Here is an 18,653-nt window from a genome sequence, read left to right on the forward strand (position 1 = left end):
ACGGGGGACGATCGACTCAGGAGGTGCTTCATGGCCGAGCGCACGTTGCGCGGCGCCCGACTGGGCGGACAAAGTTTTGAGGACGAACGCGGGATCGAGTTCGCGGGTCGTCAGCAGGTGGCGTACCGCTGCCCGCAGGGTCACGACTTCGAGATCACGATGTCGGACGAGGCCGAGGTTCCGGCCATCTGGGAGTGCCCGCGCTGCGGCATGGAAGCTCTCAACCTCTCCGGCGCCAAGCCGGAGGAGAAGGCCGAGAAGCCGGCGCGTACGCACTGGGACATGCTCCTGGAGCGGCGCTCGGAGAAGGAGCTCGAGGACATCCTCAAGGAGCGCCTCGACCTGCTTCGTGGTGGCGAGATCGGCCCGGCTCACCTGCACCGCAAGGGACCGGGGAAGAAGAAGGCCAACGCCTGATCTCACGCGAGACGTCACGTACGCGAATCGAGTGGTCACTTCGGTGACCACTCGATTCGCTTTTGTGACGTCTCGGCCGACGTAGGCGACGTCTCGCGCTAGGAGGCGTCCTTGTCGATGACCTCGCCGGCGACGATGTCGTCGTTGCGCGGCCGGGGGCCGGCACCGAACGTCGACGGCATGGTCGCCGTGACCAGGCGCCTCTGCACGACCTTGGCCAGGATGCGGCGGAAGAACGGCCGGGTGAACGGCAGGATCAGCACGATGCCGAAGATGTCGGTCACGAACCCGGGGCTGAGCATCAGCGCCCCACCGAGCAGGATCAGCGCGCCGTCGGCGATCTCGTTGGACGGGAGCTTGCCCGAGGAGAGCGCCGTGGACAGAGCCGACCAGGCTCGGGAGCCCTCGCGGCGCATCAGCCAGGCACCGAAGATCGAGTCGGCGACCAGCAGCAGGATCGTCCACCACACGCCGATGACCTGGCCGACCTGGATGAGCACGAACAGCTCGGCCAGCGGCATCACCAGGAACAGCAGCACCAGCACCCAGGAGAACCGGCGGCGACGCGTCGTCATCGACGGCCTCCCACGAAACGGTCCAGCCCGAATCGGCGCAGCAGGCGAAGCAGCTGGTCGCGGCGTTCGGCCAGGCCCCAGCGGGTCACCCGGCGCATCGACTCGGCGGCCACCGTCGGGCTCATCTTCGACTCGCCCCGGACCCGCTCGATGAACTGGATCGGGACCTCCTTGACGGTCAGGCCGGCGCGCAGCGTACGCGTCACCATCTCGGTCTGGAAGACATAGCCGGTCGACTCGACGCTGTTCAGCTGCAGCTTCTCCAGCGTCGTACGCCGGAAGAGGCGGTAGCCCGCGGTGGCGTCGTGGACGCCGATGCCGAGCAGGAGCCGGACGTAGAAGTTGCCGCCCACCGACAGCAGGCGTCGCGACAGCGGCCAGTTGACCACCGAGCCGCCGCGGATCCAGCGGGCACCGATCACCAGGTCGGCGGAGGTGAGCGCCTCGAGCAGCAGGTGGAGCTCCTCCGGCTGGTGCGAGCCGTCGGCGTCCATCTCCCCCACGACGTCGTAGCCCTGCTCGAGGGCCCAGCCGAACCCGTGCAGGTACGCAGCCCCCAGCCCGGCCTTCTCGGTGCGGTGCAGCACGTGGATCTGCTCGTCGTTGTCGGCCAGCTCGTTGGCGATCGTGCCGGTGCCGTCGGGCGAGCCGTCGTCGACGATCAGCACATCGACGCGGGGCTGTGCCTTGCGTAGCCGCCCGACGATCCAGGCGAGGTTGTCCGCCTCGTTGTAGGTCGGGATGACCATGACCGCCCGGCCGATCTCGGTCCAGGGTGGAAGCTGCTCGTTCGTCACGTACGCCGGCCTTGTCAAGGAATGGGGGTGGAGATCACAGGATATCCGCCCACCGGTTGATCCCAAGATCCCCGATCGAGCGGGACAGATCGATCGGGACAGTGCGATGGCGAGGCGATCACAGACAGAGCGCGGGAGGAGCAAGACGTTCTTCGGGCCGTTCCGATCCCTGCTGGCGACAGGGGGACGATCGTTGTCTAAGGGCGCCTTGGCCCTCCCGCGTTGCCCTCGCGGCCGTTGACCGCGCCCACGAAAACGCGTCGAAGGCATGCCTGGCTCGACACCCCCCGACCCGATTCGTCGAGCGCCGGTCCGCCGACCGCAACTCTGCATGGGCGAACGTTGCCACCATCACCCGCTGGCTCCGCAGAAGTCAACACGGCTCTGACCTGCGGAAACATATGTTTTCGCAGGTCAACCACAGCCTGCGGAGCGCGAGAAAGTGAAGAATTATCGTGGAACGTCGGCGTGTCGCCTGCGCGTACTCGTTACGGCGCTCACGGAACGACGACAGTACCGCGCGCGGAGGTGGCCAGGAGCGGCACCCCCAGGATCTCGGCTGCCCCGGGACGGGCCTCGGTCGCGGCTCCGCGGGCCACGACGTACACGGCGAACTCCATCACCCGGGACCGGGTCCCGGCCTTGATCAGCTCGCAGGTGATCTCCAGGACGTCGCCGGCACGCACGGGTGCCTTGAACTGCACGTCGTCGTAGGAGGCGAAGAGACCCTCGTCGCCGTCGGTGAGGATGCACATCTCGGTCGCGACGTCGCCGAACAGGCCCAGGCTGTACGCCCCGTCGACCAGGTTCCCGGCGTAGTGGGCGTGGGAGTAGGGCACGTAGCGGCGGTGGACGACCTTGGTGCCGATCTCGGGACTGCTCATGCCGCGGGCTCCTTCGAGGTGGTGCGGTGGACGAGGTAGGAGGCGACCTCGGCGGGAGTGGTGCCGCGGCCGAAGATGCGGTCGACGCCGAGCTCGGCGGTCATCGACTCGTCGAACCGCGGACCGCCGGCGACCAGGAGCGGCCGCTCCCCCGCAGGGTAGGCCTCGCGGAATGCCGCCGACATCTCCCGGGTGTTGAGCAGGTGCGCGTCGCGCTGGGTGACGACCTGGGAGACGAGCACGGCGTCGGCGCGCCGGGTGACGGCGGCCTCGACCAGGGAGGGCACCGAGACCTGGGCGCCGAGGTTCACGACCTCGATCTCCTTGTAGTACTCCAGCCCCTTCTCCCCCGCGAACCCCTTGATGTTGAGGATCGCGTCGATCCCGACGGTGTGGGCGTCGGTGCCGATGCAGGCGCCGACGACGACCATCGGCCGCCGCAGCGTCTCCTTGATCACCGCGTTGGCCTCCTTGGGCGTCAGCAGCGGGAAGTCACGCTCGACGACCTGCACCTTGTCGGTGTCGACGAGATGGTTCACCTGTCCGTAGACGACGAAGAAGGTGAAGTCGTCGCCCATCGGCTTGGAGTGGACGACCATCGCCGGCTCCATGCCCATCTTGTTGGCCAGCTGCAGCGCCGCCCCGTCGGCGACCTTCGAGTGCTTGATCGGCAACGTGAAGGAGAGCTGCACCATCCCGTCCCCGGTGGTGTCGCCGTACGGCCTGATGATGGTCATTCCTCACCCTCCAAGATGGTGCTCGCCGGGTTGTAGTACGCCGAGGACTTCTCGGCGACGCCCTCGAGGCCCTTGCCGGCGTCGGCGGGGCGCTTCATCAGGCCGAAGGTGCCGTCCGCGATCGCGTCGAGCAGCCCGTTGGGCTCGTCGATGATCTTCCCGAGCAGGTCGATCGATTCCCCCAGCACCTCGCGCGCCCGGTTGGCGATGAAGCCGTCGGGGGCGGGGTGGAAGTCCTCGCCGAGCTTGCCGGCCGACTCCATGACGTACCGGACGTTCTGCAGGGCCAGGTCGCGGTCGGAGAGCCACGGCGTCACCACGGCTTCGGTCATCATCCCGACCAGCAGGATGCCCTGGTCGGTCATCGCGCCCGCCAGGTTGAAGAATCCGTCGAGCAGGTAGCCCTTGAAGATGTCGCCGGTCATGTGCCGGGTCGGCGGCATCCACTTCAGCGGGGCGTCGGGGAAGATCGTCTTCGCCAGCAGCGCGTGCGCGAGCTCGAGACGGAACGAGTCGGGTACGTCGGGATTGATCTCGAAGGCGTGGCCCAGGCCCAGCTGCCAGTCCTCGAGACCGGCTTCCTTGGCGAAGTACTCGTTGAGCAGCTGCGAGGTGGTCACCGTGTGCGCCGCCTCGACCGCGTCGGCGGTGGTCAGGTAGTTGTCCTCGCCGGTGTTGATGATGATCCCCGCCCGCGCGTGGATCTGGCGCGAGAGCCGCTGGTCGACGAACGTACGCACCGGGTTGATGTCGCGGAACAGGATCCCGTACATCGAGTCGTTGAGCATCATGTCGAGCCGCTCCATCCCCGCCAGCGCGGCGATCTCGGGCATGCAGAGCCCGCTCGCGTAGTTGGTGAGCCGCACGTAGCGGCCGAGCTCACGGCTCGTCTCGTCGAGCGCGGCCCGCATCAGCCGGAAGTTCTCCTGGGTCGCGTACGTCCCGGCGAACCCTTCCCGGGTGGCACCCTCGGGCACGTAGTCGAGAAGCGACTGGCCGGTCGAGCGGATCACCGCGATGATGTCGGCGCCCTCGCGCGCGGCTGCCTGCGCCTGCGGGATGTCCTCGTAGATGTCGCCGGTGGCGACGATCAGGTAGATCCACGGCTTGCGGGGTGCGTCGCCGATCTCGGCGATCATCCGCTCACGGGCCACCCGGCTGGCGTCGAGGCGGGCGATGCCGACCCCGACCGCCTCGCGGGCGTGCTTGGCGGCCAGCTCGGCCTCGGCGCCCTCGGGCAGGTGGAAGGTCACCTGTCCGGCGGCGGCCTCCTCGGCGAGGCGGGCCAGATCGTTGTCGTAGGCGCTGAGCGCCTGCCACACCGGCAGGGCGACGCCGTGCTCCAGCCCGATGTCGGCGCGCACCGCGTCGACCAGGTGGTTCACCCATGGGGTGCCGTCCGGGTCGGCGCCGGCGAGCCCGGCCAGGCGCAGCGTCGCTCGCTCGACGGCGACCGTGGTGTGCTTCTTGGCCATCTCGACGATCGGGTCGCCGACCTTCGCGGCCAGCGCGCGGGCCTGGGCGATCGTGCGTGGGTCCAGTTCGAGTCTCACAGTTCCAGTCTTCCTTCGAACAGTGCCCGGACCCCGGCATTGGCGCGGAGAAGATCCAGGGCGTAGGAGGCGTGCCCGGGGACGTAGCCGTTGCCGACGAGCATCGTGACGTCGGCGGCGAGGCCCTCGGCGCCGAGCGCGGCGGCGGAGAAGGAGGTGGCCATCGAGAAGAAGATGACGGTGCCGCGGTCGGCGGTGGCGAGGATGGCGCCGCCCTCGCAGCCGGGTACGTCGACGCAGACGACGGTGACGTCGGCTGGTCCGCCGGCCTTGGTGACCGCGTCGCGCAGCGCGACCGGGTTGCGGGCGTCGGCGATCACGACCTCGTCGGCCAGGCCGGCGTCGCGCAGCCGCTCGGCCTCGGCCTCGGTCGGGACGATGCCGATCAGGTGGCCGGCTCCCGCGTCGCGGGCCGCGGCCAGCGACAGCGATCCGGACTTGCCGCCGCCACCGATCACCGCGACGACACCGCCGGTGTAGCGCTCCGAGACGACCCGCCGGGTCAGCGCCGGGGCACCGCACACGTCCATCACCGACAGCGCAAGCTTGGGGGTGAGGTCGTCGGGCAGGACGGCTGCGATCGAGCGGCCGAAGAGGATGGCGTAGCCGTCGCACGGCACCTGCTCGGAGTCACCGCCCCAGCCGGCGAGCCCGTCCTCGATCACCAACGGCGTCAGCGTCAGCGACACCAGGGTCGCGACCCGGTCCCCGACCTTCAGTCCCAGCGGCGATTCGGGTCCGACCTCCTCGACGACGCCGACGAGCATGCCGCCCGACCCGGTCACCGGGTTCTGCATCTTGCCGCGCTCGGCGACGATGCCGAGCACCTCGCGGCGTACGGCCTCTCCGTCGCCGTCGTGTGCGGACTCGAGCTGCCGGAACGAGGCGGCGTCGAGGTTCAGACGCTCCACCCGGATCCGCACCTCGTCGGGCCACAAGCTCTTGCGGGTGTCGAGTCTCCGGGCGGCCTGGGGCAGCGGCAACGAGCCGCCCACGGGCTCATCGAGCACCCGGTGCAGGCCTGTCGGGTCAGAAGTGGTCATCGTCGTACGCCTCCTTGCGTCCATCTCACGGCGGACCCTACCAGCGGTTGCGGGAAGAATTACGGCCGATGGTTGCAGATGCCGCAGGATCTCCCGCTATGGTGGAGAACATGACGGCAACCATCGAGCCTACGACCCGAGACGGACAGCCCTACGCCTACCAGCGCGTAGAGCTGGTCGAACCCGACTGGACCCGGTTCCCAGGCTGGGCCGACATCACCGAGGAGCAGTGGCGCGACGTGCAGTGGCAGCGCGTCAACTGCATCAAGAACGTCCGCCAGCTGCGCGCCCTGATGGGCGATCTTCTCGACGAGCGGTTCTACGCCGACCTCGAGAAGGACATGGCCGAGCGGGCGACGATGTCGATGCTGGTGCCGCCGCAGATGATGAACACGATGGTCCCCTCCGGCGCGGACGCGGGTGAGGAGTTCACCGCCGCCTTCTACGCGGACCCGATCCGGCACTACATGATCCCGGTCTTCTCCGACCGCCGCACCGACTGGCCGTCACACCCGCAGGCGAGCCGTGACTCGCTGCACGAGCACGACATGTGGGTCGCCGAGGGTCTGACCCACCGCTACCCGACCAAGGTGCTCGCCGAGCTGCTCTCCACCTGCCCGCAGTACTGCGGCCACTGCACCCGGATGGACCTGGTCGGCAACTCGACCCCGGTCATCGACAAGCTCAAGCTCACCGGCAAGCCGGTCGACCGCCACGAGGCGATGCTCGAATACCTCCGCAACACCCCGCAGGTGCGCGACGTGGTCGTCTCCGGCGGCGACGTCGCCAACCTGCCCTGGCCGCGGCTGGAGGACTTCCTCACCAAGCTGATGGCGATCGACAACATCCGCGACATCCGGCTGGCCACCAAGGGCCTGATCGGCCTCCCCCAGCACTGGCTCCAGGAGCCGCTCCTGGAGGGGATGAACCGGGTGACCACCATCGCCCGTGAGCGTGGCGTCTCGCTGGCGATCCACACCCACGCCAACCACGCCAACTCGGTCACTCCGCTGGTCGCCGAGGCGTCCAAGGCGCTGCTGGCGGCCGGGGTTCGCGACGTACGCAACCAGGGAGTGCTGCTGGCCGGCGTCAACGCCGACAGCCACAGCCTGCTCGACCTGAGCTTCCGCCTGCTCGACGGCGCGCAGATCATGCCCTACTACTTCTACATGTGCGACATGATCCCCTTCAGCGAGCACTGGCGGGTCTCGGTCGCCGAGGCGCAGCGGCTGCAGCACGACATCATGGGCTACCTGCCCGGCTTCGCCACCCCGCGCATCGTGTGCGACGTACCTTTCGTCGGCAAGCGCTGGGTCCACCAGATCGCCGACTACGACACCGAGCGCGGCATCTCCTACTGGACCAAGAACTACCGCACCTCGATCGAGGCCTCGGACCCCGAGGCGCTGACCAGGACCTACGAGTACTACGACCCGATCCACACCCTGCCCGAGTCGGGCCAGGAGTGGTGGCGTACGCACTGGGAGTGACCCGAGCGTGACTGGGACCCGGCGCTGGGCGCCGGGTCTCAGTGCGTCATGGTGGGGCGGTTCTCGTAGTAGGTGTACATCGCGATCGTGGTGCGCGTGGACACGTTGGCCACCGAGCGGATCCGGCCGAGCAGCTCCTCGAGCGCCTCGGGCGTGGCGACGCGCACCTTGAGCATGTAGGACTCGACGCCTGCGATGGACCAGCAGGCCTCGACCTCGTGGAGGTCGGCGACGCGCTCGGGGCAGTCGTCGGGCTGCGAGGGGTCCATCGGCTGCACCGCGACGAACGCGGTCAGCGGCACCCCGATCGCGGCGTAGTTGACGGTGGCGCCGTAGCCGGTGATGAGACCACGCTGCTCGAGCCGCTTGACGCGCTGGTGAACCGCCGAGGTCGACAGGCCGGTCGCCTTGCCCAGGTCCGTGTAGGACATCCGGCCGTCCTCCGCAAGAAGCTGGAGGATTTTACGGTCGGTGGCCTCGATCTCAGGTGCAGTCACGGCGACAGCGTACCCATAACAGCAATATCTCCGCCGCAACGTCCAAAAAAGTAGTTGATGTCGAAAGATTTCCGGCTTCAGCGGGGCCATCCGGCGAGCGTCTTCAGCTCGCCGTGACCGTCCGCAGAAGGCTGGACGACCGACAGCAACCGCCCGTCGACGGCCTCGTCGCGGACGGCGTTCATGACCTCGCCGGTGGCCAGGTGCGGGTCGGCGGAGACGACGACCCGGCCGTGCGAGCTGACCAGCGTGGCACCGACCTCGCGCAGGCCGGGCAGCAGCATCCGCTCCAGCGTCTCGACCGAGGTGTCGGCGCCGGCGACGCCGACCATCCGCCCGCCCGCGTAGACCGGCAGCGTCGTGGTCATGACGTACTCGTCGGTGCAGACGAAGTCGACGTAGGGCCCGGCGAGGTGCAGCGCTCCGGTGCGCGCCGGGATCCGGAACCAGGGCTGGCGGGTGTAGTCGAGGACCTCGCCCGTCGCCGGCACCACTGCGTCCCCGAGGAAGTCGCGGCCGGCACCCTGCCACCAGGCCAGGTAGTGCCGCCGGTCGACGAGCGCGTCCGGGGCGACGACGAACCCGCCACCCAAGAGGATCGGGTCCTCGAGGAACGCCAGCGTCCCCGCCTCGACCTGCGCGATCAGCTCGTCCGAGGTGACCGGTCCCGCGGCGAAGAGCGCGCCGACCTCGGCGCGCACTCGCTCGAGCTCGATGAGGATGGAACCGAAATGCTGCTCGATCCGGACGGCACAGTCGGCCGACACATCGGTGTTCACGGTCGTACCACCTCATGGATCTCGGTCAGACGTTCAACGGCGTGGGTCACGTGGTCGCGTACGCTCCCCCGCGCCGCAGCGACATCGCCCGTCTCCAGCGCGGCGACGAGCGCCCGATGCCGCGCGGCGGATGCCTGACGGAAGTCCGATTCGCTCAGCGGCACTCGCAGCAACGTACCGAAGTCGGCCTCCTGCCGCACCACCTCCCGGGTGAGGCGCGCCGACTGGGTCAGCGCCGCCACGGAGAGATAGAGCTCGCTCTCCGCGTCGCGCCACCGGCCTACGTCGTCCTCGCCCATCGGGATCAGCAGGTCCTGGAGGTCCTCGACCTCGTCAGGGGCCGCTCGTTCGGCCGCGAGCTCCGCACAGCCGGTCAGCACGACCTGATAGAGACTCGCCCGGTCCCGCAGCTCCACCCGCGACATGGTGGCGAGCCGCCCCTTCACGACGTCGCCGGGATCGGGAGCGCGCACGAACGAGCCGCCGCCGCGGCCTCGGGTCGTCACGACCAGGCCCTGTGCCCGCAGTGACACCAGCGCCTCCCGGGCGGTCACCGTCGCCACGCCCAGCATTTGGGCGAGCTCCTGCTCGCTCGGTAGCCGGTCGCCGTCGGCGAGCACGCCGGAGCGGATCGCCTCCGCCAGTCGGTTCTCGACACGTACGGCTCTGCCTTCGTCGCCGATCGGCGCGAAGATCGCCGACCGGGCGCGCGAGGTCATCGCACGGGCGTTGGCCACGATCGGGCTCCTCCTTCGAGTGGGTTTACAAAGAACTTACGCAGATACCCTTTAAAATCTAAGATCTGGTTCCATATGATTCAGCAATGGGACCGACCGAATCTCCGCAGATCCAGCTCGAAGCTGTGACCAAGGCGTACGGCGACGTGATGGCTGTCGACGCCCTCGACCTGACCATCGGCGATGGCGAGTTCTTCTCGATGCTCGGGCCCTCCGGCTCCGGGAAGACGACGGTGCTGCGCCTGATCGCAGGCTTCGAGCACGCCGACTCCGGCACGATCCGCCTCGGCAGCGAGGACGTCACCGCCCTGGCGCCCTTCGACCGCGACGTCACCACCGTCTTCCAGGACTACGCGCTCTTCCCGCACTTCAACGTGCTCGAGAACGTGGCATACGGCCTGCGCGTGCGCGGCGTCCCGAAGGCCGAGCGCAGCGCCCGGGCACGCGAGGCGCTGGAGATGGTCCGCCTCGGCCACGTAGCGAACCGGAAGCCGACCGAGCTCTCCGGCGGTCAGCGGCAGCGGGTGGCGCTGGCTCGCGCCATCGTCGTACGTCCACGGGTGCTCCTCCTCGACGAGCCGCTCGGCGCGCTCGACCTCAAGCTGCGTGAGCAGATGCAGGTCGAGCTCAAGCAGATCCAGCGCGAGCTGGGGATCACCTTCGTGTTCGTCACCCATGACCAGGAGGAGGCACTCACCCTCAGCGACCGGATCGCGGTCTTCGACAGCGGCCAGATCGTGCAGCTGGGCACGCCGAAGGAGATCTACGAGCGGCCCACCTCGCAGTACGTCGCCGACTTCGTCGGTACCTCCAACGTCTTCGACGAGCAGGCGTCGAAGCGGATGCTGAAGATGGACGGCGCCTTCGCGCTGCGGCCCGAGAAGATCCTGCTGTCTCCGGAGACCGCGAGTGCCCCGCTCGGCGCGATGACCGCTGCCGGCGTGATCACCGAGTCCATCTACATCGGCACCGGGCACCGGGTCCACATCGAGCTCGAGGACGGCACCAGGCTGGTCGCCCTCGAGCAAAGCCGTGGCTCGCTGCACCCGGATGCCTCCGAACCAGAGTCTCGGGGCGACCGCGTGGTCGCCTCCTGGTCGCCGGGCGACCTGGTCCCCCTGGGCACCGATTCGTCCCGTGCCGTGCAACACCGATGAGCCAGAGAACACCAGAGAGGTTGACCATGCGAAACATCCGAACCAGACACACCATCGGGGGCGCCCTCGCGGCCCTGTCCCTGATCACACTGAGCGCCTGTGGCGGCGACGACGGCGACTCCTCGACCGGAGCGGTCGAGAAGCTCGGCGAGAACGAGGGCGAGGTCTCGATCCTGGCCTGGCCCGGCTACGTCGAGGACGGCTCGACCGATCCCGAGGTCGACTGGGTCTCCGGCTTCGAGGAGGAGACCGGCTGTCAGGTCACCGCGAAGGTCTACGGCACCTCGGACGAGGCCTTCAACCTGGCCAAGTCAGGTGAGTACGACGTCGTGGCCGCTTCCGGCGACCTCACCCTGCGCATGATCGCGGCGGGCGAGGCGGCCGAGGTGAACACCGACCTGATCCCCAACTACGAGGGCGTCTACGACTTCCTCAAGGACCGCGAGTGGAACACCGTGGACGGCAAGAACTACGGCATCCCGCACGGCTACGGCGCGAACCTGCTGATGTACAACACCAAGGACGTCAACCCGGCCCCGACCTCCTGGAAGGCGGTCTTCGAGGACGCGCCGAAGCACAAGGGCCAGGTCACCGCGTACGACTCGCCGATCTACATCGCCGACGCCGCGGTCTACCTGATGGCGCACCAGCCCGACCTGGGCATCGAGAACCCCTACTCGCTCGACGAGAAGCAGCTCGCCGCGGCCGTCGACCTGCTCAAGTCGCAGCGGGCATCCGTCGGTGAGTACTGGTCGGACTACACCAAGACGCAGGCCTCCTTCGAGACCGGCGACACCGTGGTCGGCACCACCTGGCAGGTGATCGCCAACCTGATCGACCCGAAGAAGGCCTCGGTCGAGGCGATCCTCCCCTCCGAGGGCGCGACCGGGTGGAACGACACCTGGATGATCTCCTCGAACGCGAAGTCCCCCAACTGCGCCTACGCCTGGCTCAACCACATCTCCGACCCGGAGATCAACGCCCAGGCGACGGAGTACTTCGGCGAGGCGCCCAACTCGGACAAGGCCTGCGAGTTCGCCTCCGAGGGCCACTGCGAGACCTTCCACGCCGGCGATGAGGAGTACGCCGAGAAGATCTGGTTCTGGAACACGCCGATCGAGAAGTGCCTGGACGGCCGGACCGACGTGAAGTGCACCGACTACCAGGACTGGACCAAGGCCTGGGCAGAGATCAAGGGGTGACCTTGAGCTCTGTCAGCAGCACGCTCAGCAGGAGGCCGGGGATCCGCCTCGGCCTCCTGCTGGCCGCACCCCTCACCTGGCTGGTGCTCGTCTACGTCGTCGCCCTCGCCGCGCTCCTGGTGACGGCCTTCTGGACGATCGACTCCTTCACCAACGAGCTCGAGCGCACCTTCACCCTCGACAACATCCGTGAGATCACCGGCGAGGCGCTCTACCGGACCGTCACGGTGCGCACCATCGGTGTGGCGCTCCTGGTGACGCTCATCGACTGCCTGATCGCGCTGCCGGTCGGCTTCTACATGGCCAAGGTCGCCTCGCGGCGCTCACGCCACCTGCTGGTCATCGCGTTCCTGACGCCGCTGTGGGCGTCCTACCTCGTCAAGGCGCTGGCCTGGCGCTCGCTGCTGTCCAACGGCGGACTGCTGGACTGGGCCGGCGGCCTGGTCGGTCTCGGTACCCCGGGATTCGGCCTCACCGCGATCGTGCTCACCCAGGCGTACATCTGGCTTCCGTACGTCATCCTGCCCGTCTACGCGGCCTATGAACGGGTCCCGGACTCGCTGCTCGACGCCGCCGGCGATCTCGGCGCCCGGCCGGCGCTGACGTTCCGCACGGTGGTGCTGCCGCTGGTCGTCCCGGGACTGGTGGCGGGCTCGATCTTCTCGTTCTCGCTCACCATGGGCGACTACATCACGGTCAACATCGTCGGTGGGGCGAACCAGATGCTCGGCAACCTCGTCTACATCAACTCGGGATCCAACCTGCCGCTGGCCGCTGCGATCGCGCTGATCCCGATCGTCGTGATCATGATCTACCTGGCGTTGGTACGCCGCACCGGAGCTCTGGAGAACCTATGACCATCTCGAGATCGACCCGGCGCCTGCTCGCCGTGATCACCGGCCTGGTGCTCGCCATGCTGTACGCACCGCTCGCCCTGGTCGTGGTGAACTCGTTCAACACCTCCCAGGCGCTGACCTGGCCTCCCAGCGGCTTCACCACCCAGTGGTGGCAGCGGGCGGCGGTCAACCCGGGAGCCCACGACGCGATCCTCACCTCGCTGACGGTGGCCGCGTGCGCGACCGTGGTGGCGCTCCTCCTCGGCACCCTGCTCGGCCTGGCGATGCAGCGCTACTCCTTCTTCGGGAAGGACACCGTCAACCTGCTGGTGGTGCTCCCGATCGCCCTGCCCGGCATCGTCACCGGTATCGCGCTGTCCAACGCGTTCTCCTCGATCCTCGGCGTACGCCTGGGGTTCTTCACGCTCGTGGTGGCCCACGCGACGTTCTGCATCGTGACCGTCTTCAACAACGTGCAGGCGCGGTTGCGGCGGATGGGCGGCAACCTCGAGGAGGCCTCCGCCGATCTGGGGGCGGGGATGTGGACCACGTTCCGGCTGGTCACACTCCCCCAGCTGCGTTCGGCGCTGCTGGCCGGCGGGCTGCTGGCGTTCGCGCTCAGCTTCGACGAGATCATCGTGACGACCTTCGCCGCGGGCCCCGGCGTCACCACGCTTCCGGTCTGGATCCTGACCAACCTGTTCCGCCCCGGCCAGGCGCCGATTGTCAACGTGGTGGCGGTCGTCATGATCGTCGTCTCGGTCGCGCCGATCTGGCTCGCGCAGCGACTCTCGTCCGACCCGGCCGACACGACGCGGGCCATTCACTAGGCTTCACTCGTGCCTGAACCTCGAATGCTCCTGCTGGACACTGCGTCGCTCTACTTCCGCGCCTACTTCGGCGTGCCCGACATCCGAGCCGAGGACGGCACTCCGGTCAACGCCGTCCGCGGCCTGCTGGAGTTCATCTCCCGGCTGGTCAACGACTACTCCCCCACCGACCTGGTGTGCTGCTGGGACAACGACTGGCGACCGCAGTGGCGGGTCGACCTGATCCCGTCCTACAAGTCGCACCGGGTCGTGGAGGAGCTCGAGACGGCGCCCGACGTCGAGGAGGTGCCCGACCCGCTGCAGGTCCAGGTGCCGATCATCCGCGAGGTGCTCGCCGCTGCCGGGATCTGCGTCATCGGCGCCGACGGCTACGAGGCCGACGACGTGATCGGCACCCTCGCGACGGGTGCGGGGATGCCGGTCGACGTCGTCACCGGCGACCGCGACCTCTTCCAGCTCGTCGACGACGCTGCCGGCGTACGCATCCTCTATCCGACCCGGGGCGTGAGCGACCCGGATCTGGTCGACGAGAAGTGGGTGCTCGCCAAGTACGGCATCAGCGCCGGGCAGTACGCAGACTTCGCCACCATGCGTGGCGACACCTCCGACGGACTGCCTGGCGTGAAGGGCGTCGGCGAGAAGACGGCCGCCAAGCTGCTCGAGCAGTACGGGGATCTCGAGGGGATCATCGCCGCCGTCGCCGACCCGACCACCTCGATCACCAAGGCGCAGCGGCAGAAGTTCATCGACGCCGCCGGCTATCTGGCGGTCGCGCCGAAGGTCGTCGCGGTCGCGCGGGACATCCCGCTGGACCGCACGGGCACCGCTCTGCCGAGCGCTCCGGCCGACCAGGCACGCCTGCGCGAGCTGGCCGCGACGTACAACCTGACCTCCCCCGTCGCCCGTCTGGAAGCCGCTCTCGCGCAGGTGTGACACAGGTCTCCACAACTCGATTCAGAAAGTTCGTAGAAACGGCATCATCAGCCGCGTACGTCTCCGTCTCCTTGGCAAGACCACCAAGAAGGAGCGGACGAATGAGCGACATCAAGCACCCGGCAGTGCAGCAGGACATCAAGATCTCGTGCCTCGACCCCTGGGGCCGGACCGTGGAGGTGCCGACGACCCTCGGCTACCGCGAGAACGACCCGTACGCAGTGAGCCTGACCTTCCACTCCGGTGCCGGTGACGTCGAGTGGGTCGTGTCCCGAACGCTGATGCTGCAGGGCCTGGCCGCCCCCGCCGGTGAGGGCGACGTGAAGATCTACCCCAGCATCGACGAGGACGCCAAGGCCGTCGCCGTCTTCGACTTCAGCTCCCCCGACGGCCGCCTGATCGCGACCGCCGACTCGCGAGAGGTGCAGATGTTCCTCGGCAAGTCCTTCTCGGCCGTCCCGGTCGGCTCCGAGAGCCAGCACCTGGATCTCGACGCGCTGATCGCAGACCTGCTGGACAGCTCCTTCGACGCTGAGTAGGCACTCCGCCCGCCTGCTCATTCGTTCACGAACCCTCCCGTCCCGGACTCCCCGGGGCTGGAGGGTTCGTTCATTTCGCTGGCCGGAAGCAATCGCTCGCCGTTGCCACGTCAACTGTGGTAGTGATGTGCGTCACCCGCACCACCACCTCGGAGGTCACAGTGCTGCCAGCTTTCCTTTCTCGCGAGCGAACGGTGGCCGGTCCCGGCTTCAGTCGCTGGCTCATCCCGCCCGCCGCCCTCGCCGTCCATCTCTGCATCGGCCAGGTGTACGCCACCAGCGTCTACAAGACCGCCCTGGTCGAGCACTTCGACACGAGCCAGACCGCGATCGGGGTGATCTTCTCGATCGCGATCGTGATGCTCGGCCTCTCGGCGGCGGTGATGGGCACCTGGGTCGACCGCAACGGACCGCGTGCGGCGATGACCGCGGCCGCGGTCTTCTGGTCCTCCGGCTTCTTCATCGGCGCCCTCGGCATCGGCACCGGCCAGCTGTGGCTGGTCTACCTCGGCTACGGCGTCATCGGCGGTATCGGACTCGGCATCGGCTACATCTCGCCAGTGTCCACGCTGATCAAGTGGTTCCCGGACCGGCCGGGCCTGGCCACGGGCATGGCGATCATGGGCTTCGGCGGCGGCGCGATGATCGCCAGCCCGCTGAGCGGCCGGCTGCTGGCGATCTACGACCCGTCCTACACCGGTGACGCCAGCACCGTCCCCGACGGCCACGCGGTGATGATGCTCTTCCTGACCCTCGGCGTGCTCTACCTGGTCTTCATGTCTTTCGGCGCAGCCACGGTCCGAGTCCCACCCGAGGGCTGGACGCCGGCGGGCTGGGACCCGGCCAGCGTCAAGGAGAAGAAGCTCGTCACCACGGCCAGCGTCTCGGCCAACAACGCGATCAGGACGCGGTCGTTCTGGCTGGTGTGGATCGTGCTCTTCTGCAACGTCACCGCCGGCATCGGCATCCTCGAGCAGGCGGCTCCGATGATCCAGGACTTCTTCCGCACCGACGGAGTCTCCTCCGTCAGCGCGGTCGCGGCCGGCGGCTTCGTCGGGCTGCTCTCGATCGCCAACATGAGCGGCCGGTTCATCTGGTCCTCGACCTCCGACGTCATCGGTCGCAAGCCGATCTACATGATGTATCTCGGGGTCGGACTGGTGCTCTATCTCCTGCTGGCGACCATCGGTGACACCTCGATGGCGCTGTTCGTGCTGCTCGCCGTCGTGATCCTGTCCTTCTACGGCGGCGGCTTCGCCACCGTCCCCGCCTACCTGCGCGACCTCTTCGGCACCTTCCAGGTCGGCGCCATCCACGGCCGGCTGCTGACCGCCTGGTCGGCCGCGGGCATCGCCGGACCGCTCATCATCAACGCCTTCCTCGACGCGCAGGGTGAGCCCGGCACGCTCACCGCGGCCGCCTACCGACCGGCTCTGCTGACCATGGTCGGCGTCCTCGCGGTCGGCTTCATCGCCAACCTGCTCGTCCACCAGGTGCACGAGAGGCACCACGAGCCGACCGTCGATCCGTCGCCGGCCGAGAGGAGCGCAGCATGAACCCCAAGATCGTCGCCGCCTGGGCGCTGGTCGGGATCCCGCTGACGTACGGCGTGATCGAGACGCTGCGCCGGGCGGCGCAGCTCTTCACGGGCTGACGCTTCTCGTCCGACGGCGTTGTACGCGCACGAAAGGCGCTCGAAGAGCGTTCGAAGCGTCGGCGAGACGCTGCTAGCGTCTCATGACCATGAACACGACCCGGGTGGCCGAGCCCGACGACCTTCCGTTGCTCAGCAGGATCGAGGCGGCTGGGGACGCCATGTTCGTCGACTACTTCGGGCACGACCCGGGCTGGCCGCCACCGACGGAAGGAGCGGTACGTGCCATCGAGCCGGGGTTCCTGCTGGTGGCGGTGCACGGCGCAGACGTGGTCGGCTTCGCGCACGTTCTCGAGCTCGACGGACACATGCACCTGGAACAGCTGGCGGTCGATCCGGCGTCCCAGGGGCGCGGACACGGGCGTGCTCTGGTGGAGGCGGCGATCGGGCGGGCCGCGGCCACTGGGGCACGCAGGATGACGCTCATGACCTACGCCGACGTGCCCTGGAACGCGCCGTTGTATCGCCATCTCGGGTTCGTCGAGACCGAGCCGACCGAGCCGTACCAACATCGGCTGATCGAGACCGAACGGCAGCTCGGCCTGGAGCAGGAGGGGCGGCGGGTGCTCATGGAGATCGCAATGGTCGCGCCACCCCACGCTCCCGCCACCTAGGCAGCGGACAGGCACCCGCAGCGGGGCGCCTTGGGAAGCCTAGAGGCCGAGCAGGCTCGGCTCGTTCGTACGCCACGCCTCCTGCGCCGCCTGGGTCACCGGGCCGTGCGGGAGAGTGCGCGTGCCCCACTCGGTCACGGCCTGGACGTCGCGCAGGCTGGAGGTGAGGAAGACCTCCGTGGCGTACTCCTCGACCTCGGCCAGGGGCTCGTCGGTCTCCTCGGCACCGAACCACTCCAGCACCAAGGCACGGGTGATCCCGGCGAGCGGGCCGCTGGAGAGCGTCGGAGTCTTGAGCGCCCCGTCGAGCACGTAGAAGATGTTGCTCCCGGTGCCCTCGCACAGATCGCCCACGGTGTTGGCGAAGATCGCCTCGCTGGCCCCGTGCTTACGGGCCTCGGCGAGGGCGATGACGTTATCGGCGTACGACGTCGTCTTCAGGCCGGTCGTCGCGCCGTGCTCGTTGCGGCGCCACGGCACGCTGACGACCTTGGTCTCGGTCGGGCTGGGCTCCGCGTCCTCGAGGCCGATGATGATCGTGGGCGCCACCTCCGCGCGCCCGGACCCGAACGGCGCCGGCCCGCCCGTGACGGTGATCCGCAGCCGTCCGTACGCCGTCGGGGTCGCCCCGAGCACGGCCTCCACCCCTTTGGTGACGAGTCCGCGGTCGAGGGTGGGCAGGCCGAGGCCGCTCGCGGAGCGCTCGAGGCGGTCGAGGTGAAGGGCGAGCGCGAACGGCTGGTCCTTGATCACCTTGAGCGTCTCGAAGACGCCGTCGCCGACCACCAGACCGTGGTCTCTGATGGAGACCGCCGGGGCGGCCGGGTTGTCGAGAAGCTGACCATCGATCCACGCGCGCATGTGGCAACTCTAAAACGTCCCTGGTCAGAGCCGGGAAAGCGCGCCGGAGTGATCCCCGAGATGACAGGTGAATGACACGCAGGTGACCCCGGATTTGGCCTCCGGCAGCGGCTCCGATAATGTTCTTCTCGTCGCCAAGGGCACGGGAAACCGGGCCTGAAGCAGCAAGCGGACGTAGCTCAGTTGGTAGAGCGCAACCTTGCCAAGGTTGAGGTCGCGAGTTCGAGCCTCGTCGTCCGCTCGGAGTAGGTCTCCACCGGAGGCATTGCCTCCAGCGGTGGGTTGGCCGAGAGGCGAGGCAACGGACTGCAAATCCGTGTACACGGGTTCAAATCCCGTACCCACCTCGAAGCACCACCCTGATATAAACTGAAGCAGCACCAAACTGAATACAGCACGGACGATTGGCGCAGCGGTAGCGCGCTTCCTTGACACGGAAGAGGTCACTGGTTCAAACCCAGTATCGTCCACCACGGAAGCCGGCCCCTGAACTGCGGAAACGCACGTCAGGGGCCGGT

21 protein-coding genes and 3 tRNA genes are annotated in these 18,653 nt (G+C 68.3%); 14 read left to right on the top strand and 10 right to left on the bottom strand.

The window, feature by feature from the left end; translation table 11 throughout:
• The first annotated feature begins 30 nt into the window (after window positions 1-30).
• On the top strand, window positions 31-417 hold the full coding sequence (locus ABT304_RS07425) for an RNA polymerase-binding protein RbpA (protein WP_008359714.1): 387 nt from the start codon (window positions 31-33) through the stop codon (window positions 415-417).
• A gap of 98 nt (window positions 418-515) precedes the next feature.
• On the opposite strand, the gene ABT304_RS07430 is transcribed toward ABT304_RS07425, so the two are convergent.
• The 6 genes from ABT304_RS07430 to kdd form a co-directional block, all read right to left on the bottom strand.
• Window positions 516-992 (bottom strand): FxsA family protein, encoded by a 477-nt coding sequence (locus ABT304_RS07430; RefSeq protein WP_350714072.1) that lies wholly within the window; start codon window positions 990-992, stop codon window positions 516-518.
• The gene (locus ABT304_RS07435; protein ID WP_502890301.1) at window positions 989-1,741 is read right to left on the bottom strand and encodes a polyprenol monophosphomannose synthase; all 753 of its coding nucleotides are present in this window, start codon (window positions 1,739-1,741) and stop codon (window positions 989-991) included. Before ABT304_RS07435 ends, ABT304_RS07430 begins: the two co-directional genes overlap by 4 nt.
• 545 nt (window positions 1,742-2,286) lie before the next feature.
• Complete coding sequence (kal, locus tag ABT304_RS07440; protein ID WP_350714075.1) at window positions 2,287-2,673, bottom strand: 3-aminobutyryl-CoA ammonia lyase; 387 nt, start codon at window positions 2,671-2,673, stop codon at window positions 2,287-2,289.
• Complete coding sequence (gene kamE / locus ABT304_RS07445; protein ID WP_160023493.1) at window positions 2,670-3,410, bottom strand: lysine 5,6-aminomutase subunit beta; 741 nt, start codon at window positions 3,408-3,410, stop codon at window positions 2,670-2,672. Before kamE ends, kal begins: the two co-directional genes overlap by 4 nt.
• Window positions 3,407-4,963 (bottom strand): lysine 5,6-aminomutase subunit alpha, encoded by a 1,557-nt coding sequence (gene kamD, locus ABT304_RS07450; RefSeq protein WP_350714077.1) that lies wholly within the window; start codon window positions 4,961-4,963, stop codon window positions 3,407-3,409. The genes kamE and kamD overlap by 4 nt, the downstream gene beginning before the upstream one ends.
• Window positions 4,960-6,006 (bottom strand): L-erythro-3,5-diaminohexanoate dehydrogenase, encoded by a 1,047-nt coding sequence (kdd, locus tag ABT304_RS07455; protein WP_350714079.1) that lies wholly within the window; start codon window positions 6,004-6,006, stop codon window positions 4,960-4,962. Before kdd ends, kamD begins: the two co-directional genes overlap by 4 nt.
• A 110-nt stretch (window positions 6,007-6,116) precedes the next feature.
• Here kdd and ABT304_RS07460 point away from each other — a divergent pair, with 110 nt between their 5' ends.
• On the top strand, window positions 6,117-7,496 hold the full coding sequence (locus ABT304_RS07460) for a KamA family radical SAM protein (RefSeq protein ID WP_350714081.1): 1,380 nt from the start codon (window positions 6,117-6,119) through the stop codon (window positions 7,494-7,496).
• A 38-nt stretch (window positions 7,497-7,534) separates the two neighbouring features.
• On the opposite strand, the gene ABT304_RS07465 is transcribed toward ABT304_RS07460, so the two are convergent.
• The 3 genes from ABT304_RS07465 to ABT304_RS07475 form a co-directional block, all read right to left on the bottom strand.
• The gene (locus ABT304_RS07465; protein WP_457164359.1) at window positions 7,535-7,993 is read right to left on the bottom strand and encodes an Lrp/AsnC family transcriptional regulator; all 459 of its coding nucleotides are present in this window, start codon (window positions 7,991-7,993) and stop codon (window positions 7,535-7,537) included.
• A gap of 77 nt (window positions 7,994-8,070) precedes the next feature.
• Window positions 8,071-8,772, bottom strand: coding sequence for a cache domain-containing protein (locus ABT304_RS07470; protein ID WP_350714083.1), 702 nt, complete (start codon window positions 8,770-8,772; stop codon window positions 8,071-8,073).
• Complete coding sequence (locus ABT304_RS07475; protein ID WP_160023483.1) at window positions 8,769-9,509, bottom strand: FadR/GntR family transcriptional regulator; 741 nt, start codon at window positions 9,507-9,509, stop codon at window positions 8,769-8,771. The genes ABT304_RS07470 and ABT304_RS07475 overlap by 4 nt, the downstream gene beginning before the upstream one ends.
• 86 nt (window positions 9,510-9,595) lie before the next feature.
• On the opposite strand from ABT304_RS07475, the gene ABT304_RS07480 reads away from it, so the two are divergent.
• The 9 genes from ABT304_RS07480 (at window position 9,596) to ABT304_RS07515 (ending at window position 17,274) form a co-directional block, all read left to right on the top strand.
• A complete protein-coding gene (locus ABT304_RS07480; protein WP_350714085.1) occupies window positions 9,596-10,666 on the top strand; it encodes an ABC transporter ATP-binding protein in 1,071 nt (356 codons plus the stop codon).
• Window positions 10,667-10,692: 26 nt separating this feature from the next.
• The gene (locus ABT304_RS07485; protein ID WP_350714087.1) at window positions 10,693-11,868 is read left to right on the top strand and encodes an extracellular solute-binding protein; all 1,176 of its coding nucleotides are present in this window, start codon (window positions 10,693-10,695) and stop codon (window positions 11,866-11,868) included.
• On the top strand, window positions 11,865-12,725 hold the full coding sequence (locus ABT304_RS07490) for an ABC transporter permease (RefSeq protein WP_350714089.1): 861 nt from the start codon (window positions 11,865-11,867) through the stop codon (window positions 12,723-12,725). Before ABT304_RS07485 ends, ABT304_RS07490 begins: the two co-directional genes overlap by 4 nt.
• Window positions 12,722-13,534, top strand: coding sequence for an ABC transporter permease (locus ABT304_RS07495; protein WP_350714090.1), 813 nt, complete (start codon window positions 12,722-12,724; stop codon window positions 13,532-13,534). Before ABT304_RS07490 ends, ABT304_RS07495 begins: the two co-directional genes overlap by 4 nt.
• A 24-nt stretch (window positions 13,535-13,558) precedes the next feature.
• Entirely contained in the window at window positions 13,559-14,467 is a 909-nt protein-coding gene (locus ABT304_RS07500) for a 5'-3' exonuclease (protein ID WP_350714245.1), read from the top strand.
• 101 nt (window positions 14,468-14,568) lie between these two features.
• On the top strand, window positions 14,569-15,006 hold the full coding sequence (locus ABT304_RS07505; protein WP_160023473.1) for an SsgA family sporulation/cell division regulator: 438 nt from the start codon (window positions 14,569-14,571) through the stop codon (window positions 15,004-15,006).
• Between the two features lie 161 nt (window positions 15,007-15,167).
• Entirely contained in the window at window positions 15,168-16,562 is a 1,395-nt protein-coding gene (locus ABT304_RS07510) for an OFA family MFS transporter (protein WP_350714092.1), read from the top strand.
• Entirely contained in the window at window positions 16,559-16,660 is a 102-nt protein-coding gene (locus tag ABT304_RS30850; protein ID WP_502890299.1) for an MFS transporter small subunit, read from the top strand. The genes ABT304_RS07510 and ABT304_RS30850 overlap by 4 nt, the downstream gene beginning before the upstream one ends.
• 89 nt (window positions 16,661-16,749) lie before the next feature.
• Window positions 16,750-17,274 carry a GNAT family N-acetyltransferase gene (locus ABT304_RS07515; RefSeq protein WP_350714094.1) on the top strand — a complete coding sequence of 175 codons (525 nt, stop codon included), beginning with the start codon at window positions 16,750-16,752 and terminating at the stop codon, window positions 17,272-17,274.
• A gap of 39 nt (window positions 17,275-17,313) precedes the next feature.
• On the opposite strand, the gene ABT304_RS07520 is transcribed toward ABT304_RS07515, so the two are convergent.
• Complete coding sequence (locus ABT304_RS07520; RefSeq protein WP_350714096.1) at window positions 17,314-18,135, bottom strand: aminotransferase class IV; 822 nt, start codon at window positions 18,133-18,135, stop codon at window positions 17,314-17,316.
• Between the two features lie 168 nt (window positions 18,136-18,303).
• Here ABT304_RS07520 and ABT304_RS07525 point away from each other — a divergent pair.
• The 3 genes from ABT304_RS07525 (at window position 18,304) to ABT304_RS07535 (ending at window position 18,608) form a co-directional block, all read left to right on the top strand.
• A tRNA-Gly gene (locus ABT304_RS07525) sits at window positions 18,304-18,376 on the top strand.
• A gap of 35 nt (window positions 18,377-18,411) precedes the next feature.
• A tRNA-Cys gene (locus ABT304_RS07530) sits at window positions 18,412-18,482 on the top strand.
• A 51-nt stretch (window positions 18,483-18,533) separates the two neighbouring features.
• Window positions 18,534-18,608, top strand: a tRNA-Val gene (locus tag ABT304_RS07535).
• The last annotated feature ends 45 nt before the right edge of the window (window positions 18,609-18,653 follow it).

The organism is Nocardioides sp. NPDC000445, from assembly GCF_040300245.1.
Lineage (GTDB): Bacteria > Actinomycetota > Actinomycetes > Propionibacteriales > Nocardioidaceae > Nocardioides.